Annotated in this window: 19 protein-coding genes and 5 tRNA genes; 18 read left to right on the top strand and 6 right to left on the bottom strand. The window is 71.6% G+C overall.

Going from position 1 to position 17,732, the window contains the following annotated elements; genetic code table 11:
- Positions 1–127 precede the first annotated feature (127 nt).
- The 8 genes from ABZT03_RS08115 (at position 128) to ABZT03_RS08080 (ending at position 3,815) form a co-directional block, all read left to right on the top strand.
- Complete coding sequence (locus ABZT03_RS08115) at positions 128–904, top strand: fumarylacetoacetate hydrolase family protein (protein WP_356035136.1); 777 nt, start codon at positions 128–130, stop codon at positions 902–904.
- Positions 897–2,381: a glutamate--tRNA ligase gene (gene gltX, locus ABZT03_RS08110; protein ID WP_356035134.1), complete on the top strand. Its 1,485-nt coding sequence runs from the start codon at positions 897–899 to the stop codon at positions 2,379–2,381. The genes ABZT03_RS08115 and gltX overlap by 8 nt, the downstream gene beginning before the upstream one ends.
- A 116-nt stretch (positions 2,382–2,497) precedes the next feature.
- Complete coding sequence (locus ABZT03_RS08105; RefSeq protein ID WP_356035132.1) at positions 2,498–3,229, top strand: HAD family hydrolase; 732 nt, start codon at positions 2,498–2,500, stop codon at positions 3,227–3,229.
- A 91-nt stretch (positions 3,230–3,320) separates the two neighbouring features.
- A tRNA-Gln gene (locus ABZT03_RS08100) sits at positions 3,321–3,392 on the top strand.
- Positions 3,393–3,414: 22 nt separating this feature from the next.
- Positions 3,415–3,487 (top strand) — tRNA-Glu (locus ABZT03_RS08095).
- Between the two features lie 62 nt (positions 3,488–3,549).
- A tRNA-Glu gene (locus ABZT03_RS08090) sits at positions 3,550–3,622 on the top strand.
- Between the two features lie 20 nt (positions 3,623–3,642).
- Positions 3,643–3,714 (top strand) — tRNA-Gln (locus ABZT03_RS08085).
- Positions 3,715–3,742: 28 nt separating this feature from the next.
- Positions 3,743–3,815, top strand: a tRNA-Glu gene (locus tag ABZT03_RS08080).
- A 213-nt stretch (positions 3,816–4,028) separates the two neighbouring features.
- Here the strand turns inward: ABZT03_RS08080 and ndgR are convergent.
- Positions 4,029–4,745, bottom strand: coding sequence for an IclR family transcriptional regulator NdgR (ndgR, locus tag ABZT03_RS08075; protein WP_356035130.1), 717 nt, complete (start codon positions 4,743–4,745; stop codon positions 4,029–4,031).
- Positions 4,746–4,933: 188 nt separating this feature from the next.
- Here ndgR and leuC point away from each other — a divergent pair, with 188 nt between their 5' ends.
- The 4 genes from leuC to ABZT03_RS08055 all read left to right on the top strand — a co-directional run bounded on the left by leuC (position 4,934) and on the right by ABZT03_RS08055 (position 8,255).
- Positions 4,934–6,358: a 3-isopropylmalate dehydratase large subunit gene (gene leuC / locus ABZT03_RS08070; protein WP_356035128.1), complete on the top strand. Its 1,425-nt coding sequence runs from the start codon at positions 4,934–4,936 to the stop codon at positions 6,356–6,358.
- Between the two features lie 14 nt (positions 6,359–6,372).
- Complete coding sequence (gene leuD / locus ABZT03_RS08065; protein WP_356035126.1) at positions 6,373–6,966, top strand: 3-isopropylmalate dehydratase small subunit; 594 nt, start codon at positions 6,373–6,375, stop codon at positions 6,964–6,966.
- A gap of 267 nt (positions 6,967–7,233) precedes the next feature.
- A complete protein-coding gene (locus tag ABZT03_RS08060; RefSeq protein ID WP_356035124.1) occupies positions 7,234–7,464 on the top strand; it encodes a hypothetical protein in 231 nt (76 codons plus the stop codon).
- A 137-nt stretch (positions 7,465–7,601) separates the two neighbouring features.
- Positions 7,602–8,255: an HU family DNA-binding protein gene (locus ABZT03_RS08055; protein ID WP_356035121.1), complete on the top strand. Its 654-nt coding sequence runs from the start codon at positions 7,602–7,604 to the stop codon at positions 8,253–8,255.
- A gap of 119 nt (positions 8,256–8,374) precedes the next feature.
- Here the strand turns inward: ABZT03_RS08055 and ABZT03_RS08050 are convergent, their stop codons facing one another.
- Together ABZT03_RS08050 and cofC are read right to left on the bottom strand one after the other, a co-directional pair.
- Positions 8,375–8,578: a hypothetical protein gene (locus ABZT03_RS08050; protein ID WP_356035119.1), complete on the bottom strand. Its 204-nt coding sequence runs from the start codon at positions 8,576–8,578 to the stop codon at positions 8,375–8,377.
- 9 nt (positions 8,579–8,587) lie between these two features.
- On the bottom strand, positions 8,588–9,226 hold the full coding sequence (gene cofC / locus ABZT03_RS08045) for a 2-phospho-L-lactate guanylyltransferase (RefSeq protein ID WP_356035116.1): 639 nt from the start codon (positions 9,224–9,226) through the stop codon (positions 8,588–8,590).
- Between the two features lie 144 nt (positions 9,227–9,370).
- On the opposite strand from cofC, the gene ABZT03_RS08040 reads away from it, so the two are divergent.
- The 3 genes from ABZT03_RS08040 to ABZT03_RS08030 all read left to right on the top strand — a co-directional run bounded on the left by ABZT03_RS08040 (position 9,371) and on the right by ABZT03_RS08030 (position 12,382).
- Entirely contained in the window at positions 9,371–10,147 is a 777-nt protein-coding gene (locus tag ABZT03_RS08040; protein WP_356035113.1) for a lysophospholipid acyltransferase family protein, read from the top strand.
- The gene (locus ABZT03_RS08035; RefSeq protein WP_356035111.1) at positions 10,144–11,154 is read left to right on the top strand and encodes an NAD(P)H-dependent glycerol-3-phosphate dehydrogenase; all 1,011 of its coding nucleotides are present in this window, start codon (positions 10,144–10,146) and stop codon (positions 11,152–11,154) included. Before ABZT03_RS08040 ends, ABZT03_RS08035 begins: the two co-directional genes overlap by 4 nt.
- 70 nt (positions 11,155–11,224) lie before the next feature.
- The gene (locus ABZT03_RS08030; RefSeq protein WP_356035108.1) at positions 11,225–12,382 is read left to right on the top strand and encodes a D-alanine--D-alanine ligase family protein; all 1,158 of its coding nucleotides are present in this window, start codon (positions 11,225–11,227) and stop codon (positions 12,380–12,382) included.
- Between the two features lie 51 nt (positions 12,383–12,433).
- Here ABZT03_RS08030 and ABZT03_RS08025 read toward each other — a convergent pair whose 3' ends face one another.
- Together ABZT03_RS08025 and ABZT03_RS08020 are read right to left on the bottom strand one after the other, a co-directional pair.
- Entirely contained in the window at positions 12,434–12,934 is a 501-nt protein-coding gene (locus ABZT03_RS08025) for a DUF3515 family protein (RefSeq protein ID WP_356035105.1), read from the bottom strand.
- 20 nt (positions 12,935–12,954) lie between these two features.
- Entirely contained in the window at positions 12,955–13,188 is a 234-nt protein-coding gene (locus ABZT03_RS08020) for an Lrp/AsnC ligand binding domain-containing protein (RefSeq protein WP_356035102.1), read from the bottom strand.
- A 206-nt stretch (positions 13,189–13,394) separates the two neighbouring features.
- On the opposite strand from ABZT03_RS08020, the gene ABZT03_RS08015 reads away from it, so the two are divergent.
- Positions 13,395–14,360, top strand: a complete 966-nt coding sequence (locus tag ABZT03_RS08015) for a thiamine-phosphate kinase (RefSeq protein WP_356035099.1) — start codon at positions 13,395–13,397, stop codon at positions 14,358–14,360.
- On the top strand, positions 14,357–15,190 hold the full coding sequence (gene thiD / locus ABZT03_RS08010) for a bifunctional hydroxymethylpyrimidine kinase/phosphomethylpyrimidine kinase (RefSeq protein WP_356035095.1): 834 nt from the start codon (positions 14,357–14,359) through the stop codon (positions 15,188–15,190). The genes ABZT03_RS08015 and thiD overlap by 4 nt, the downstream gene beginning before the upstream one ends.
- 185 nt (positions 15,191–15,375) lie before the next feature.
- On the opposite strand, the gene rpmB is transcribed toward thiD, so the two are convergent.
- Entirely contained in the window at positions 15,376–15,561 is a 186-nt protein-coding gene (gene rpmB / locus ABZT03_RS08005) for a 50S ribosomal protein L28 (RefSeq protein ID WP_004924906.1), read from the bottom strand.
- Positions 15,562–15,808: 247 nt separating this feature from the next.
- Between rpmB and ABZT03_RS08000 the strand changes: the two genes are divergently transcribed.
- Positions 15,809–17,527, top strand: a complete 1,719-nt coding sequence (locus ABZT03_RS08000) for a DAK2 domain-containing protein (protein WP_356035092.1) — start codon at positions 15,809–15,811, stop codon at positions 17,525–17,527.
- Positions 17,528–17,732: the final 205 nt, after the last annotated feature.

Below are 17,732 nucleotides of genomic sequence, written 5' to 3'. Positions count from 1 at the left end.
GGCCAGGGCGGACCCCCGGCGCCGCGGTCCACCGACCCGCGCGGATGCGTCCCGCGGGCCCGCGGGCGCTAGCCTGGTGCCCCAGACTCCAGCAGCTCAGTGACTCAGTGAGGGGCGCAAGGATCCCGTGCGCATCGCCAGATTCTCCATCGACGGGAACGTCGCCTTCGGCGCGGTAGAGGGTGACAGGCCGGACGAGCTCGTCCTCGACATCATCAAGGGCATCCCGTTCGCCGACTTCGAACTCTCCGGTACGAAGGTCCCGCTCAGCAAGGTCAGGCTGCTGCCGCCCGTGCTCCCCAACAAGGTCGTGGCCTACGGCCGCAACTACGCCGAGCACGCCCGGGAACTGGGCAACGAGGTGCCCGACGCGCCGTTCGCCTTCTTCAAGCCCTCGACCTCCGTGATCGGCTCCGGCGACGAGATCCAGTACCCCGCCTTCTCCGAGGACGTGCACCACGAGGCCGAACTGGCCGTCGTGATCGGCCGGCTGTGCCGCGAGGTCCCGCGCGAGCGCGTCAAGGACGTCATCCTCGGCTACACCTGCGCCAACGACGTCACCGCGCGTGACGTGCAGAAGCGCGAGAAGCAGTGGGCGCGCGCCAAGGGCTTCGACACCTCCTGTCCGCTGGGCCCCTGGGTGGAGACGGACCTCGACCCCTCCGACCTCACGATCCAGCTCACGGTCAACGGGCAGCAACGCCAGCTCGGCCGCACCAGCGAGATGATCCACTCGATCGAGGATCTGATCGTCAACATCAGCGAGGCCATGACGCTGCTCCCCGGCGACGTGATCCTCACGGGCACCCCGGCAGGCGTCGGACCGCTCACCGTCGGCGACGAGGTCGCCGTCACCATCGAAGGCATCGGCACTCTCACCAACAAGGTTGTCAAGCGTGGCTAGCGCACCCGGCTCCCCCGTACGCGTCCGTTTCTGTCCCTCGCCCACCGGTAACCCCCATGTGGGCCTGGTCCGCACCGCCCTGTTCAACTGGGCGTTCGCCCGGCACCACCAGGGCACCCTGGTCTTCCGCATCGAGGACACCGACGCGGCCCGCGACTCCGAGGAGTCCTACGACCAGCTGCTCGACGCGATGCGCTGGCTGGGCTTCGACTGGGACGAGGGCCCCGAGGTCGGCGGCCCGTACGCGCCCTACCGCCAGTCGCAGCGCATGGACCTCTACAAGGACGTCGCCCAGAAGCTCCTGGACGCCGGCCGCGCCTACCACTGCTACTGCTCCCAGGAGGAGCTGGACACCCGCCGCGAGGCCGCCCGCGCCGCAGGCAGGCCGTCCGGCTACGACGGCCACTGCCGCGACCTGAGCGCCGGGCAGGTCGAGGAGTACCGGGCCCAGGGCCGTGCCCCGATCGTCCGCTTCCGGATGCCCGACGAGACGATCACGTTCACCGACCTGGTCCGCGGTGAGATCACCTACCTCCCGGAGAACGTCCCGGACTACGGCATCGTCCGCGCGAACGGCGCCCCGCTGTACACGCTGGTGAACCCGGTCGACGACGCCCTGATGGAGATCACCCACGTCCTGCGCGGCGAGGACCTGCTGTCCTCCACCCCGCGGCAGATCGCCCTCTACAAGGCGCTCGTCGAGCTCGGCGTCGCCAAGGAGACCCCCGCCTTCGGGCACCTGCCGTACGTCATGGGGGAGGGCAACAAGAAGCTCTCCAAGCGGGACCCGGAGTCCTCGCTCAACCTGTACCGGGAGCGCGGCTTCCTGCGCGAGGGCCTGCTCAACTACCTGTCGCTGCTCGGCTGGTCGCTCTCGGCCGACCGGGACATCTTCACGACCGACGAGCTGGTCGCGGCCTTCGACATCGCGGACGTGAACCCCAACCCGGCCCGCTTCGACCTGAAGAAGTGCGAGGCGATCAACGCCGACCACATCCGCCTGCTCGACGTGAAGGACTTCACCGAGCGCTGCCGGCCGTGGCTGCAGGCCCCCGTCGCCCCCTGGGCGCCGGAGGACTTCGACGAGGCCAAGTGGCAGGCGATCGCCCCGCACGCGCAGACCCGTCTGAAGGTCCTCTCGGAGATCACCGACAACGTCGACTTCCTGTTCCTGCCGGAGCCGGTCACCGACGAGGCGTCCTGGGCCAAGGCGATGAAGGAGGGCTCGGACGCCCTGCTCCGCACGGCCCGCGAGAAGCTCGACGCGGCCGACTGGTCCTCCGCCGAGTCCCTGAAGGAGGCCGTCCTGACCGCCGGCGAGGCCCACGGCCTCAAGCTCGGCAAGGCGCAGGCCCCCGTCCGTGTCGCCGTCACCGGCCGCACGGTCGGCCTCCCGCTCTTCGAGTCCCTTGAGGTCCTCGGCCGGGAGAAGACCCTCGCCCGCGTCGACGCGGCCCTGGCGAAGCTGACCGCGTAGTCCGTACGCCCCGAAGGTGCGGCGCCCCGTCCGGGGTGCCGCACCTTCGTCGTGCGGCCTGCCTCGGCCGGGGAAAGCCCGTCCGGCGCGGCCGGCGCGGGGGTACCGTCGGTGCCATGGCGATCAAAGCCGTCGTCTGGGACGTCGACGACACCCTCTTCGACTACACGAGCGCCGACCGCGAGGGCATGCGCGCGCACCTCACGGCCGAGGGTCCGCTCGCCGGGCACGGCACGCCGGAGGAGGCGCTCACGCGCTGGCGCCGGATCACCGACCAGCAGTGGGCCCGGTTCGCGGCGGGCGAGGCGACCTTCGAGGGGCAGCGCCGGGACCGCGTACGGGCCTTCGTGGGGCGGGAGCTGACCGACGGCGAGGCCGACGACTGGTTCGGCCGTTACCTGCGTCACTACGAGACCGCCTGGGCCCTCTTCCCCGACGTGCTGCCGGCCCTCGACCTGCTCGCCGCCGGCTACCGGCACGCGGTGCTGTCCAACTCCAGCCTCCACGTCCAGGACCGCAAACTGCGGGTGCTCGGCGTGCACGACCGTTTCGAGGTGGTCCTGTGCGCGGCCGAACTCGGCGTCTCCAAGCCGGCCGCCGCGGCCTTCCACGCGGCCTGCGAGGCGCTGGCGCTGAGCCCGGACCAGGTCGCCTACGTCGGCGACCATCCGGAGATCGACGGGCGGGGAGCGGCCGAGGCGGGACTGCTCTCGGTGTGGATCGACCGTGACGGTGCGTACACCGCCGGCGACGCGCCCACCGGGCCGCGCCGCATCGCCTCCCTCGCCGAACTCCCCGCGCTGCTCGGCGCGGATACCCGTTTTGGAGCCCCGTCCACCTTCAGGTAATGTTCTTCCTGCGCCGCCGGAGAGCGGGCCGAAAGGCCGGCAACCGGAGGCGCAAGCTAGAACAAGATCCCCGCAGGGGCTTGAGTTCCAGTGGCCTATGGTGTAATTGGCAGCACGACTGATTCTGGTTCAGTTAGTCTTGGTTCGAGTCCAGGTAGGCCAGCTCGCAGAGCTCATCTGCATTCGCCCCCGTTGTGTAGCGGCCTAGCACGCCGCCCTCTCAAGGCGGTAGCGCCGGTTCGAATCCGGTCGGGGGTACAGATCCTTCCCAGGGAGACAGCTCGGGTCGCACCCGTTGCCTCTCATGCAGGATCGCTAGGGCCCCCGTTGTGTAGCGGCCTAGCACGCCGCCCTCTCAAGGCGGTAGCGCCGGTTCGAATCCGGTCGGGGGTACAAACTGGTCTAAACCACATTGGTCTATGGTGTAATTGGCAGCACGGCTGATTCTGGTTCAGTTAGTCTTGGTTCGAGTCCAGGTAGACCAGCTCGGATCTGCGGAAACGTAAGATCCTCGCCCCCGTTGTGTAGCGGCCTAGCACGCCGCCCTCTCAAGGCGGTAGCGCCGGTTCGAATCCGGTCGGGGGTACGCGAATCGATGGGCCTCCACTTCGGTGGGGGCCCATCGTCATGTCCGGAGCCCGGCGGGGCGGTGGCCCGGTGCGTCAACCGGGCGTGCGGAGCGATCAGTTCGGACGAACCACCTGGCAGGGGATTCGGGGAACCGGGAGGGATCTGCCGCGGCGTTGAGGCAGGCCCCTCCCGGCTCCCGGAGTTCTCGGACCAAGGGGGTTCGCAGGGGTCAGCCCGAGCGGCGCAGCGCCTCGGACAGCCGGCCGGCGGCGTCGATCACGGCCTGGGCGTGCATCCGGCCCGGGTGGCGGGTCAGCCGCTCGATGGGGCCGGACACCGACACGGCGGCCACCACGCGGTTGGAGGGGCCGCGCACCGGGGCGGACACCGAGGCGACGCCCGGCTCGCGCTCGCCGATGGACTGGGCCCAGCCGCGCCGCCGTACGCCCGAGAGCGCGGTGGCCGTGAAGCGGGCGCCCTGGAGCCCCCGGTGCAGACGCTCCGGCTCCTCCCAGGCCATCAGGATCTGGGCCGAGGAGCCGGCCTTCATCGTCAGCGTCGAGCCGACCGGGACCGTGTCCCGCAGTCCGGACAGGCGCTCCGCCGCGGCGACGCAGATGCGCATGTCGCCCTGGCGGCGGTAGAGCTGTGCGCTCTCGCCCGTGATGTCCCGCAGATGTGTGAGCACCGGGCCCGCCGTGGCGAGCAGACGGTCCTCGCCGGCGGCCGCGGCCAGCTCGGAGAGGCGGGGGCCGAGAATGAAACGGCCCTGCATGTCGCGGGCCACCATGCGGTGGTGTTCCAGGGCCACGGCCAGCCGGTGGGCCGTGGGTCGTGCCAGTCCGGTCGCCGCGACCAGACCCGCGAGGGTGGCCGGACCGGACTCCAGGGCGCTCAGGACAAGGGCTGCCTTGTCCAGGACGCCGACGCCGCTACTGTTGTCCATGAAACGATACTCGCGTCTCACTCTGTGAAACGCAAGTTCAATTTTGCGTGGAACGCGCCACCCTGGAAGACACAGCGGCCCGCCGACCAACGGGCCCGGCGGCGGACGCCCGGAGACAGGGGCGCGGGTCTCGCCTCCACAAGATCTCTAGTTGGGCCGGCGCACCTTTGCCGGCCGGAGGGAAAGCGATGGGTAGGACACTCGCGGAGAAGGTCTGGGACGACCACGTCGTCCGGCGCGCCGAGGGCGAGCCCGACCTCCTCTTCATCGATCTGCACCTGCTGCACGAGGTGACCAGCCCGCAGGCCTTCGACGGTCTGCGCCAGAACGGCCGCCGCGTACGGCGTCTCGACCTCACCATCGCGACCGAGGACCACAACACCCCGACCCTCGACATCGACAAGCCGATCGCCGACCCGGTCTCGCGCGCGCAGCTGGAGACGCTGCGCAAGAACTGCGCGGACTTCGGGGTGCGGCTGCATCCGCTGGGCGACGTCGAGCAGGGCGTCGTACACGTCGTCGGCCCGCAGCTGGGTCTGACCCAGCCCGGCACGACGGTGGTGTGCGGCGACTCGCACACCTCCACGCACGGCGCCTTCGGCGCGCTGGCGTTCGGCATCGGCACCTCCCAGGTCGAGCACGTGCTGGCCACCCAGACGCTGCCGCTGGCCCGCCCCAAGACCATGGCGATCACCGTCGAGGGCGAACTGCCCGACGGCGTCACGGCCAAGGACCTGATCCTGGCGATCATCGCCCGGATCGGTACCGGCGGCGGCCAGGGCTACATCCTGGAGTACCGCGGCTCAGCCATCGAGAAGCTCTCGATGGAGGCCCGGATGACCATCTGCAACATGTCGATCGAGGCCGGCGCCCGCGCGGGCATGATCGCCCCCGACGAGACCACCTTCGCCTACCTCGAGGGCCGCGCGCACGCCCCCGAGGGCGAGGACTGGGACGCGGCCCTCGCGTACTGGCGGACGCTGAAGACGGACGCGGACGCCGAGTTCGACGCCGAGGTCGTGATCGACGCCACCGAACTGTCGCCGTTCGTCACCTGGGGCACCAACCCGGGCCAGGGCGCACCGCTTTCGAGCGAGGTCCCCGATCCCGCTTCGTACGAAGACGCTTCGGAGCGCCTGGCCGCCGAAAAGGCCCTGGAGTACATGGGGTTGGAGGCCGGCCAGCCGCTGCGGTCCATCGATGTGGACACCGTCTTCGTAGGTTCCTGCACCAACGGCCGCATCGAGGACCTGCGCGCCGCCGCCGCGATCGTCGAGGGCCGCAAAGTCGCCGACGGCGTACGGATGCTGGTCGTCCCGGGCTCCGCGCGGGTGGGTCTGCAGGCCGTCTCGGAGGGCCTGGACGTCGTCTTCAAGGAGGCCGGCGCCGAATGGCGGCACGCGGGCTGCTCGATGTGTCTGGGCATGAACCCCGACCAGCTGGCTCCCGGCGAGCGCTCCGCCTCCACCTCCAACCGCAACTTCGAGGGCAGGCAGGGCAAGGGCGGCCGTACGCACCTGGTCTCGCCGCAGGTCGCCGCCGCGACCGCCGTGCTGGGCCACCTGGCCTCGCCCGCCGACCTGTCCGACGCCCCCGTGCCCGCCGAAGTCTGAGAGCGCTGAGAGCCATGGAAGCATTCACCACGCACACCGGCCGGGCCGTCCCGCTGCGCCGCGGCAACGTCGACACCGACCAGATCATCCCCGCGCACTGGCTCAAGAAGGTCACGCGGGACGGGTTCGAGGACGGACTCTTCGAGGCCTGGCGCAAGGACGAGTCCTTCATCCTCAACCGGCCCGAGCGGCAGGGCGCGAGCGTCCTGGTGGCCGGCCCCGACTTCGGCACCGGATCCTCCCGTGAGCACGCCGTCTGGGCCCTGCAGAACTACGGCTTCAAGGCGGTCGTCTCCTCCCGCTTCGCCGACATCTTCCGCGGCAACTCGCTCAAGAACGGCCTGCTCACGGTGGTTCTGGAGCAGAAGACCGTGGAAGCGCTGCAGGACCTCACCGAGCGCAACCCGCAGGCGGAGATCACCGTCGACCTCGAAGCCCGCGAGGTGCGCGCCGAGGGCATCACCGCCGCCTTCGAGCTCGACGAGAACGCCCGCTGGCGGCTGCTGAACGGGCTGGACGACATCTCCATCACCCTCGGGAACGAGGCGGACATCGCCACGTACGAGGCCAAGCGTCCCGCGCACAAGCCGCGGACCCTCCAGATCTGATCCCCGGGCCGGCCCGGCCGGACGGGTTTCGGCCACCGTGACACCCCCGCTGTACCCCCGATCGGCCCGATCGGGGGTACAGCCGTGTCTGCACCCGAACGGCCCCGCCCGCCTCCGGGTGGCCCCTCAACTTCCCACGTTAGAAGGGCTGTTGCCGGGGTACGCGAGGTATGTACCCATGGCTCCCGCAGGCGCCCGAGGGGCCGTTCGAGGCGGCAGTTGCACCCTGAGCAGGCGACAACTCGCCCCAGATGGCACAATCTGTGCATGGAACACGACGGCCAACTCGAGCTCTACGCGGCAGTCGCGGACCAACTGAAGGAAGCGCACGCAACGGTGCGCGCACTGCAAGTCCCGGAGGGCGTACGGATGGCGCTGGCCCGGAAGCTGCTGGTCATTACGGCCGCGGCCAAGCACGATCTCGCCGATGCGACAAGGCGTCTGGAGCGGTTCACCGCGGACCTCGACAAGGGTCGATTCCCCGAAGAGGAACGCTGAACAAGCTCGGGACAGCCGAATCCGTTGCGGCACAAGGGTGATAAGCCCGTTTCGTGTTTGATTTGCGGTATATATCTGCCTAACGTGCGAAAACGCTTGAACAGTTTCGTTCTGGCAATGTCTCCGAAGGGGAAGACGTGAACAAGGCGCAGCTCGTAGAAACGATTGCCGACAAGATGGGCGGCCGCCAGCAGGCCGCCGAAGCCGTCGACGCGGTCCTGGACGCCATCGTCCGCGCTGTGGTCGCCGGAGACCGGGTCTCGGTCACCGGGTTCGGTTCCTTCGAGAAGGTCGACCGTCCCGCCCGCTACGCCCGCAATCCCCAGACGGGCGAGCGGGTGCGGGTCAAGAAGACCTCCGTGCCGCGCTTCCGCGCGGGCCAGGGCTTCAAGGACCTGGTGAGCGGCTCGAAGAAGCTCCCGCGCGGTGGCGAGGTCTCGGTCAAGAAGGCGCCCAAGGGCAGCCTGACCGGTGCCGCCTCGGCGACGGTCAAGAAGGCCGCGGCCAAGAAGTCCACCGCGAAGAAGACGACCGGCGCCGCCGCGAAGAAGACCACGGCGAAGAAGACGACGGCCAAGAAGACCACGGCCACCGCCAAGAAGACGACGGCGAAGAAGGCCCCCGCCAAGACCGCGACGGCCGCCAAGTCCAGCGCCGCGAAGAAGACCACCGCCAAGAAGGCGACGGCCCAGACGGCGCCGGCGAAGAAGGCGACGGCCAAGAAGGCCCCCGCCCAGAAGTCGACCGCGCGCAAGACCACCGCCAAGAAGGCCACCGCCCGCAAGCGCTGAAAGCGCCGGGGGTACCCACGCGCCGGGCCGGACTCCCTACGGAGCCCGGCCCGCGGCGCGTTCCGGCACCTGTGGGCAGTGCGGCCAGGACTTGCTCCGCACCGCGCCCCGCGCCGGCTTCAGAACGTCTGGAGCGTCACCAGGGTGATCCGGCGGCTCGCGCCCTCGCCCTCGGTCTCGATGCGCACCCGCTGTCCGGGCCGCAGCAGCCTGAGCCCGCCCGCGTCGAACGCCGGTCCGTCGAAGGGCACCGGGGTGCCGTCGTCGAGCAGCACCTGCCCGCTGCGGTTCTCGGGGTCGTAGGTGTACGCCGTGGCCTGCATGGCGGCAGCCTACTGCTCCGGGATCAGCAACCGCGCGGCCGCCGCCGCCGTGCGCGGGCCCACCCCGAGCGCCAGCGCGGCCCGCAGATCCTCACCGGTGTCGACGTCCTGCCGTACCGAATCCACCGCCGCCAGGGCGATTTCCACGGCGCCCGACGCGCGGTGACGGGCCCGGGAATCGGTGCCGAACGACGGGAGCAATTCCCGGCCCGGGGTGGCGGCCAGCAGAGTCGTGCCGACCGCGGCCGTATCCGCGAGAAAAGCGCGGGGGAATTGGGCGGCCGCACCCAGTACCCGCGCCAATTCCCGCGGGCGCAACGCCGGGAGATCGGCGTTGAGGGCCGCCACAGCGCTTTCCGGACGGGCCGCCCGGACGACCGCCGCCGCGTGTGCCAGCGCGGTGTTGAGGCCGCCGCGCGGTTCGTCGGCGACGATCCGGGCGCCGAGCGCCGCGAGCTCCCGACCGGCCAGCGCGTCGTCCGTGACGACGGCCACATCCCGCACGTCCGGGCAGGCCAGCGCGGCCGCCACGGTGTCCTGCGCGAAGGCGAGGGCGAGGCCCGGGCGCACCCCGTCGGCGGCGGTGTCCGACAGCCTGCTCTTGGCCCGCGCCAAGGGCTTGAGAGGTATCACCAGGGTCCACTGCACGCGCGTTCCGTCCTTGTCTCGTCGCGGCCATTGTCACCCGGCCCATCGGGCGGCGGCGCGGTCGGGGCGTACGGTGTTCTCGACAGACAGGCGGCCTGGGGCGACACTTGTGCGGCCCCCGAGGTCCAAGAGGAAGGTGTCCGCGTGCCCCGCCGCAGAATCGGGTTCTGGTACCGCTTCGCAGCGGTCCTCTGCAAACCGCCCCTGGTGGTTCTGATCAAGCGGGACTGGCGCGGAATGGAGCACATTCCGGCCGCGGGTGGATTTATCACCGCGGTGAACCACAATTCGCACATCGACCCCTTCGCATACGCGCACTATCAGTACAACACCGGGCGCGTTCCACGATTCCTGGCGAAGAGCGGCCTTTTCCGGAAGGGCTTCGTCGGCGCCGCGATGCGCGGCACCGGCCAGATCCCCGTCTACCGCGAGAGCACGGACGCGCTCAGCGCCTTCCGCGCCGCGATCGACGCCGTGGAACGCGGCGAGTGCGTCGCCTTCTATCCCGAGGGCACCCTCACCCGCGACCCGGACGGCTGGCCGATGACCGGCAAGACCGGTGCCGCACGCGTCGCCCTGCAGACCAAGTGCCCGGTGATCCCCGTCGCCCAGTGGGGCGCGAACGCGGTGCTGCCGCCGTACGCCAGGAAGCCCGACTTCTTCCCGCGCAAGACCCACCACGTGCTCGCCGGCCCGCCGGTGGACCTGACCCGGTTCTACGACCGGGAGATGACCCCGGACGTCCTGAAGGAGGCGACCGAGGTCATCATGGCCGCCATCACCCGCCTGCTGGAGGACATCCGCGGCGAGCGGGCGCCCGAGGCGGCCTACGACCCGCGCCGGGAGCGGATCGAGCAGCGCCGCAAGACCCGGTCGCAGACGCAGCCGAGGACCGAGCACGAAGAGGGGCGGAGCAAGTGAGCAAGCCGGTCAGGGCGGCCGTCTTCGGCACCGGATCGTGGGGCACCGCCTTCGGCATGGTCCTCGCCGACGCGGGGTGCGAGGTGACCCTGTGGGGGCGCCGCGCCGAACTCGCGGAAGCGGTCAACTCCAGCCGCACGAACCCGGACTACCTGCCCGGCGTCGAACTCCCGGACAACCTGCGGGCGACGGCGGACGCGGCCGAGGCCGCGCGCGACGCCGACTTCACCGTGCTCGCGGTCCCCTCGCAGACCCTGCGCGCCAACCTGGCCGACTGGGCACCGCTGCTCGCCCCGGACACCGTGCTCGTCTCGCTGATGAAGGGCGTCGAACTCGGCTCCGCCATGCGGATGAGCGAGGTCATCGAGGACGTCGCCAAGGTCGGACAGCACCGGATCGCCGCGGTCACCGGGCCCAACCTGGCCCGCGAGATCGCCGCCCGGATGCCCGCCGCGGCCGTGGTCGCCTGCACCGACGAGGCCGTCGCCCAGCGGCTCCAGGCGGCCTGCCACACGCCGTACTTCCGGCCGTACACCAACACCGACGTCGTCGGCTGCGAACTCGGCGGCGCGGTCAAGAACGTGATCGGTCTCGCCGTCGGCATCGCGGACGGCATGGGCCTCGGCGACAACGCCAAGGGCTCGCTCATCACCCGCGGCCTCGCCGAGACGACCCGCCTCGGCCTCGCCATGGGCGCCGACCCGCTGACCTTCGCCGGACTCGCCGGTCTCGGCGACCTGGTGGCGACCTGCTCCTCGCCGCTGTCGCGCAACCACACCTTCGGCACCAACCTCGGCAAGGGCATGACCCTCCAGGAGACGATCGCGGTCACCCGGCAGACCGCCGAGGGCGTCAAGTCCTGTGAGTCGGTGCTGGATCTGGCCCGCCGGCACGGCGTCGACATGCCGATCACCGAGATGGTCGTCGGGATCGTGCACGAGGGCAAGGCGCCGGTCGTCGCGCTCAAGGAGCTGATGTCGCGCAGCGCGAAGCCCGAACGACGCTGAGCGACGCCCCGCCGACGCCACCGGGCGGACGCTGTGTCCGCGTACCAGCACCGGGTACTCTCAAGCCGATATGAGCACCGAGAACCTCCCCCAGAGCCCTGAGCAGCCGCCTCGCAAGCCGCGCGTGGCCCTCGTGTTCGGCGGACGCAGCTCCGAACACGGGATCTCCACGGTCACCGCCGGCGCCGTCCTCAAGGCCATCGACCGGTCCAGGTACGAGGTCCTGCCGATCGGCATCACCCAGGAGGGCCGCTGGGTGCTCACCGCGGACGCTCCCGAGCGCATGGCGATCACCGACCGCCGTACGCCCGGGGTCCGGGAGCTCGCCGAATCCAGCGAGGGCGGCGTGGTGCTCCCCGTGGACCCGGCGAACCGCGAAGTCGTCTACAGCGAGCCGGGATCGGTGCCCAAGGCGCTCGGCGAGGTCGACGTCGTCTTCCCCGTCCTGCACGGCCCCTACGGCGAGGACGGCACCCTGCAGGGTCTGCTGGAGCTCTCCGGAGTCCCCTACGTCGGCGCGGGCGTGCTCGCCTCGGCGGTCGGCCAGGACAAGGAGTACATGAAGCGGGTGTTCACCTCCTTCGGGCTCAAGGTCGGCCCGTACGTGGTGATCCGGCCGCGCGAGTGGCTGCGCGACGAGTCCGCCGCCCGCAAGCGGATCGTCGACTTCGCCGGGGAGCACGGCTGGCCGCTGTTCGTGAAGCCCGCGCGCGCCGGCTCCTCGATCGGCATCACCAAGATCGACGACCTCTCCGGGCTCGACGAGGCCATCGCCGAGGCGCAGCGGCACGACCCGAAGATCCTCGTGGAGGCCGCTGTCACCGGCCGGGAGATCGAGTGCGGGGTGCTGGAGTTCGAGGACGGCCCGCGTGCCTCCGTGCCGGCCGAGATCCCGCCGCCGGACGCGCACGCCTACTACGACTTCGAGGCGAAGTACATCGACTCCACGCCCGGCATCGTGCCGGCCCCGCTCACGCCTCAGGAGACGGCCGAGGTGCAGCGGCTCGCCGTCGAGGCCTTCGAGGCGGCCTCCTGTGAGGGGCTGGTGCGCGCGGACTTCTTCCTCACCGAGGACGGGGAGTTCGTGATCAACGAGATCAACACGATGCCCGGCTTCACGCCCATCTCGATGTACCCGGCGATGTGGCAGGCGAGCGGCATCGGTTACGCGGAGCTGGTGGACAGGCTGATCCAGGCGGCCCTGCGCCGCTCGACGGGTCTGCGCTGAACGACGTACACCCCGGGCGCCCGTTCTGGACGGGCACCGGGTGGCTCCACCTCAGTCGGCGATCCCTGCGGGGATCGCCTTCTTCACGGCCGGGGCCAGGTCGACGAGCACACTGGAGGTGTCCTGCCCCTGGGCCACCGTGACCTCGACGTACGCGCTGCGGTTGGCCGTGGTGAACCGGTACGAACCGCCGTCCTGCTTCTCCATCAGCCAGTCGACGCCGTCGACGCCGCCCGCCAGCGCGTCCGGGTCACTTCCCGTGGCGACCTTCGGATCGATCATCTTCGGCGGCTGGACGACACCGCAGCGCAGTATGATCGCGGCACTTCCCCAGCCCGCGGTCAGCGCGGAGGCGGGCTCGGGATCCTCGCGGCTCTCACCGTTCACCTTCGCCGGCAGTACCTCGTGCAGCTTCCCGCACAGTTTCGCGACCTTCGCGTCCGGGCTGGGAACCGCCGCCGAGCCGCTGTCGTCTGCCGGGGAGCAGCCGACAGCGGCGATCAGCAAGGCGAGTGCGGGCGGACCGATCGGCCGGAGGCGAGAGAAGTGCACCGGCCAAGGGTAGACGGGGGCTACAGATGCACCACCGGGCAGGTCAGGGTGCGCGTGATGCCGTCCACTTGCTGGACTTTCGCGACCACCATGCGGCCGAGATCGTCGACGGTGTCGGCCTGGGCGCGGACGATCACGTCGTACGGTCCGGTGACGTCCTCGGCCTGGATGACTCCAGGAATCTTGCCGATCTCTTCGGCGACGGTCGACGCCTTGCCGACCTCGGTCTGGATCAGGATGTACGCCTGTACCACGGAACCTCCAGGGCGGCCACGAGGATCATGTGGGGAAAAGGAACGCCACGGTATCGCGTCGTCGCTCGTCACGGGGAGACCCGCGGCGAGCACCGCCCCCGCGCCGGGGTACGGGCGCGACGGAAGTTGACGGTCACCTCGACCGTAGCGAGGACGGACATGCAGCGCGAGCGGGCACGGACAGGGACAGAAGGGGCGTCGAAGCGATGAAGGGCACGGTTGGTGAACTCGGCGAGTTCGGGCTCATCAGGGAGCTCACCTCCCGCCTCACCACCACCCCGGCGGTCCGGGTCGGCCCCGGCGACGACGCCGCGGTGGTCGCCGCTCCCGACCGCAGGGTCGTGGCCAGCACCGACATCCTGCTGGAGGGCAGGCACTTCCGGCGCGACTGGTCCACGGCGTACGACGTGGGGCGCAAGGCGGCCGCGCAGAACCTCGCGGACATCGCCGCCATGGGCGCCGTACCGACCGCCCTGCTGCTGGGGCTGGTGGTGCCCGCCGAACTCCCGGTGACCTGGCCGACCGAGATGATGGACGGCCTGCGCGACGAGTGCCAGGTCGCGGGCGCGTCCGTGGTCGGCGGCGACGTCGTGCGCGGCGACACCATCATGGTGTCGATCACCGCGCTCGGTGACCTGCGCAACCACGAGCCCGTGACCCGGGGCGGCGCCCGGCCCGGCGACCTCGTCGCCGTCACCGGCTGGCTGGGCTGGTCGGCGGCCGGGTTCGCGGTGCTCTCCCGAGGCTTCCGCTCGCCGCGCGCCTTCGTGGAGGCGCACCGGCGCCCCGAGCCGCCGTACCACGCGGGACCGGCCGCCGCCGGGCTCGGCGCGACCTCGATGTGCGATGTGAGCGACGGTCTGATCGCCGACCTCGGGCACATCGCGGAGGCCAGCAAGGTCCGCATCGACATCCGCTCCGGCGCGATCGACATCCCGTCGCAGATGAACGACATCGGGCAGGCCGTCGGCGTCGACCCCATGCAGTGGGTGCTGACCGGGGGAGAGGACCACGCGATCGTCGCCACCTTCCCGCCGGACGTGAAGCTGCCGGCCCGCTGGAAGGTCATCGGCGAGGTGCTCAACCCCTCGGCGCTGCCCCAGGTCACCGTCGACGGGGCGCCGTGGACCACGAAGGGCGGCTGGGACCACTTCGGGGACATCGAGTCGTGAGCGCGGCCGGTGCCCCGCCGAGGGTCCTCACGGTCGCTGGCTCCGACTCGGGCGGCGGCGCGGGCGTCCAGGCCGACCTGAAGACGATGCTGGCGCTCGGCGCGCACGGCATGAGCGTGATCACGGCCGTCACGGCCCAGAACTCGCTGGGCGTGCAGGGGGCGTGGGAGCTTCCGGTGGCTGCGGTGCGGGCCCAGTACCGCAGTGTCGCGGACGACATCGGCGTCCAGGCGGTCAAGACCGGGATGCTCGCGTCGGCCGAACTGGTCGAGGCGGTGGCCGAGTTGATCGGCGCCACGGACGTACCCACGGTGGTCGACCCGGTCGGGGTCTCCAAGCACGGCGATCCGCTGCTGGCGGAGTCCGCCCTGGACTCCGTACGCGGACGGCTGCTGCCCGTGGCGACCGTGGCGACCCCGAACCTCGACGAGGTGGCCCAGCTCACCGGCGTACACGTGAGGTCGGAGGAGGACCTGCCCCGGGCGGCGGCGGCCGTGCTGGCGTTCGGGCCGCGCTGGGTGCTGGTCAAGGGCGGTCATCTGGCCGGCGACGCCGTGGATCTCCTCACCGACGGCACGGCCGAGCACTGGCTGCGGGCGCCGCGCCTCGACAACCGGCACACCCACGGCACGGGCTGCACGCTGGCCTCGGCGATCGCCGCGCACCTCGCCCGGGGGCGGACCGTGCCGGAGGCGGTGACGGCGGCCAAGGAGTACGTCACGGGGGCGATCGCGGCCGGGTTCGCGCTCGGCGGGGGCATCGGTCCGGTGGACCACGGCTGGGCGCTCGGGGTGAGGGCCGCGGGCTCGGGTGAACAGCGGCCCGGGTGAGATCGGTGCCGGCCGTCCGGGCCGGGGCCCGTCACGGCGGACCCCACGGGCGGCTCAGCCGGCTCCGGGCATGGCAGAAAGCCGGCCCACACCAGGTGGACCGGCTCTGTGCGGCGAACCAGCAGTGGCCGCGCGTGATGGAGGTTCCCCCACCTCGGCCTGGGCCGGGGAAAGGGGAAAATGCGTCAGCGCGAGACCTTGCCGGCCTTGATGCACGAGGTGCAGGCGTTCACGCGCTTCGGCGTCCCACCGACCACGGTACGCACACGCTGGATGTTCGGGTTCCAGCGACGAGGCGTACGACGGTGCGAGTGCGAGATGTTGTTGCCGAAGCCCGGCCCCTTGCCGCAGACGTCGCAGTTGGCAGCCACCGGTCACTCCAAAGACTTCAGATGCACTTACGGTTGAATCCGGCATGCCGGAATCGGATCGAGGATCTGAGTGGGCGGTGCCGGGGGAGAGCCCGATCTGCATCGGGCAACCGGAGCAGCATACAACGACTGCGCCAGTGCAACGAAACTACCACGGCCGCTCAGGGGGCGGCTCCACGCCCTCTTCCGGTGGACACCGGCCCAAGGTCTACGCTGCCTCCCACGTCCAGCAGCTCAGGAGGCGCAGGTGGCGCAGGTGCCGCAGACATTCTTCGATGCTCTCGCGGTGCGCACCTGGTGCGGCCTCGCGCTCGAAGCGCTCGGGCGGGCCCGCGAGGAGATCGACGCGATCAACGTCTACCCCGTGGCGGACGGCGACACCGGCACCAACCTCTATCTGACCGTGGAGTCCGCCGTCACCGCCGTGGAGGCGGTGTTCGCGGGGCACGAGATGGGCTCCGCGGGTACGGCGCCGGGCGGTGAGCCCTCGCTGTCCGACGCCGTCGGGGCGATGGCCCACGGGGCGCTCATCGGGGCGCGCGGCAACTCCGGCACGATCCTCGCGCAGCTGCTGCGCGGCATGGCGCAGATCCTCGGCGCCGGCGGTGAGGCGGCTCACACCGACGGGGAGGGCCTGCGGCGCGCGCTGCGGCACGCGGCCGACTCCGCCCGCCAGGCCGTGGCCCACCCCGTCGAGGGCACGGTCCTCACGGTGGCCTCCGCCGCCGCCGACGCGGCGGGCGACCCGGCCCGGGGCGCCGCCGGCGACTGCGGCACGGTCGCCCGCGCCGCCTACGAGGGCGCCCGCAGGGCCCTGGCCGCCACCCCGGACCAGCTCACCGTGTTGCGGCGGGCCGGAGTCGTCGACGCGGGGGGCCGGGGACTGGTGGCGGTCCTCGCCGCTCTGGTGGAGGCGCTGACCGGGGAGGCCCCCAGAGCCCTCGCCCGGGGGCTCGCGCGCGAGGACGCGGAGACCGGCGAGGGCGCGGGGGCCGAGGGCGGGCACGACCCCGGTGTCCCCGCCGGCACCCCGGGCAAGGGCGGTCCCGCCTTCGAGGTCGTCTACCTTCTGGAGGCCGACGACCCGGCCGTCGCCCGGCTGCGGGCCCGGCTGGACGCCCTCGGGGACTCCCTCGTGGTGGTCGGCGGCGACGGGCTGTGGAACGTGCACGTCCACGTGGACGACGCGGGCGCCGCCGTGGAGGCGGGCGTCGAGGCCGGGCGGCCGTACCGCATCCGCATCACGCACTTCGGTGCCGGCGACGTCCACACCACCGGCGCCGAACGGCCGCCCCGGGAGCGGACGCAGCGGGCCGTGGTGGCGGTCGTGCCCGGCGAGGGACTGGCCGGGCTGTACACCGAGGCCGGCGCGACCACGGTGCTCGCGCGGCCCGGGGAGGCGCCCGCGAGCGGTGAACTGGTGGAGGCCGTACGGCGGGCCCACGCGCGCGAGGTGGTGCTGCTGCCCAACGACGCGGAACTGCGCCACACCGCGGCGGCCGCGGCCGAGCAGGCCCGCGCGGACGGCATCCGGGTGGCGTTGATCCCGACCCGTTCCGCGGTCCAGGGCATCGCGGCGCTCGCCGTGCACGAGCCGGGGCGCCGCTTCGACGAGGACGTCGTGGCCATGACCTCGGCCGCGGGCGCCACCCGCCACGCCGAGGTCGTCGTCGCGGAACGCCAGTCCTGGACCATGGCCGGCATCTGCCAGGCCGGTGACGTGCTCGGCCTCATCGACGGTGACGTCGCCGTCATCGGGTCGGACATCACCGTCACCGCCGAGATCGTCCTCGACCGGATGCTGTCGGCCGGCGGCGAACTGGTCACCCTCGTCCTCGGCGACGAGGCCCCCGAACCCGTCGCCGCGCACCTGGAGGCCCGGGTCCGCGACGCGTACCTGGCGGTCGACACGGTGGTGTACCGGGGCGGCCGACAGGGAGCGGTGCTCCTCATCGGGGTGGAGTAGGGGTGCCGTAGGGGTGTCCGCCGTTCCGGTCTCGCCCCGTCGGGCGGCCGGTGCCGGGCGCGGTCGGCGAAGCGGCTGTCGGGCCCGCCGTTCCGGTCTCGCCCTGTCGGGCGGCCGGTGCCGGGCGCGGTCGGCGAAGCGGCTGTCGGGCGGTGACGCCGTCGCGGGTTCCCTCCAGGGGTGTCCGCGCGGCGGTCGCCCCTCC

Origin of the sequence: Streptomyces sp. NPDC005574, from assembly GCF_040605435.1 — a bacterium.
In the GTDB taxonomy this organism is placed as follows: Bacteria; Actinomycetota; Actinomycetes; order Streptomycetales; family Streptomycetaceae; genus Streptomyces.
The sequence above is the reverse complement of the archived record's forward strand: the minus strand, read 5'-3'. Positions and strand labels throughout refer to the sequence as shown.

Bases quoted from the DNA above. Each gene is read 5' to 3' on its own strand.
- leuC (WP_356035128.1), top strand. From the start codon at position 4,934: ATGGGTAGGACACTCGCGGAGAAGGTCTGGGACGACCACGTCGTCCGG.
- ABZT03_RS08050 (WP_356035119.1), bottom strand. From the start codon at position 8,578: ATGCAGGCCACGGCGTACACCTACGACCCCGAGAACCGCAGCGGGCAG.
- ABZT03_RS08060 (WP_356035124.1), top strand. From the start codon at position 7,234: ATGGAACACGACGGCCAACTCGAGCTCTACGCGGCAGTCGCGGACCAA.
- leuD (WP_356035126.1), top strand. From the start codon at position 6,373: ATGGAAGCATTCACCACGCACACCGGCCGGGCCGTCCCGCTGCGCCGC.
- ABZT03_RS08015 (WP_356035099.1), top strand. From the start codon at position 13,395: ATGAAGGGCACGGTTGGTGAACTCGGCGAGTTCGGGCTCATCAGGGAG.
- ABZT03_RS08105 (WP_356035132.1), top strand. From the start codon at position 2,498: ATGGCGATCAAAGCCGTCGTCTGGGACGTCGACGACACCCTCTTCGAC.
- ABZT03_RS08030 (WP_356035108.1), top strand. From the start codon at position 11,225: ATGAGCACCGAGAACCTCCCCCAGAGCCCTGAGCAGCCGCCTCGCAAG.
- ndgR (WP_356035130.1), bottom strand. From the start codon at position 4,745: ATGGACAACAGTAGCGGCGTCGGCGTCCTGGACAAGGCAGCCCTTGTC.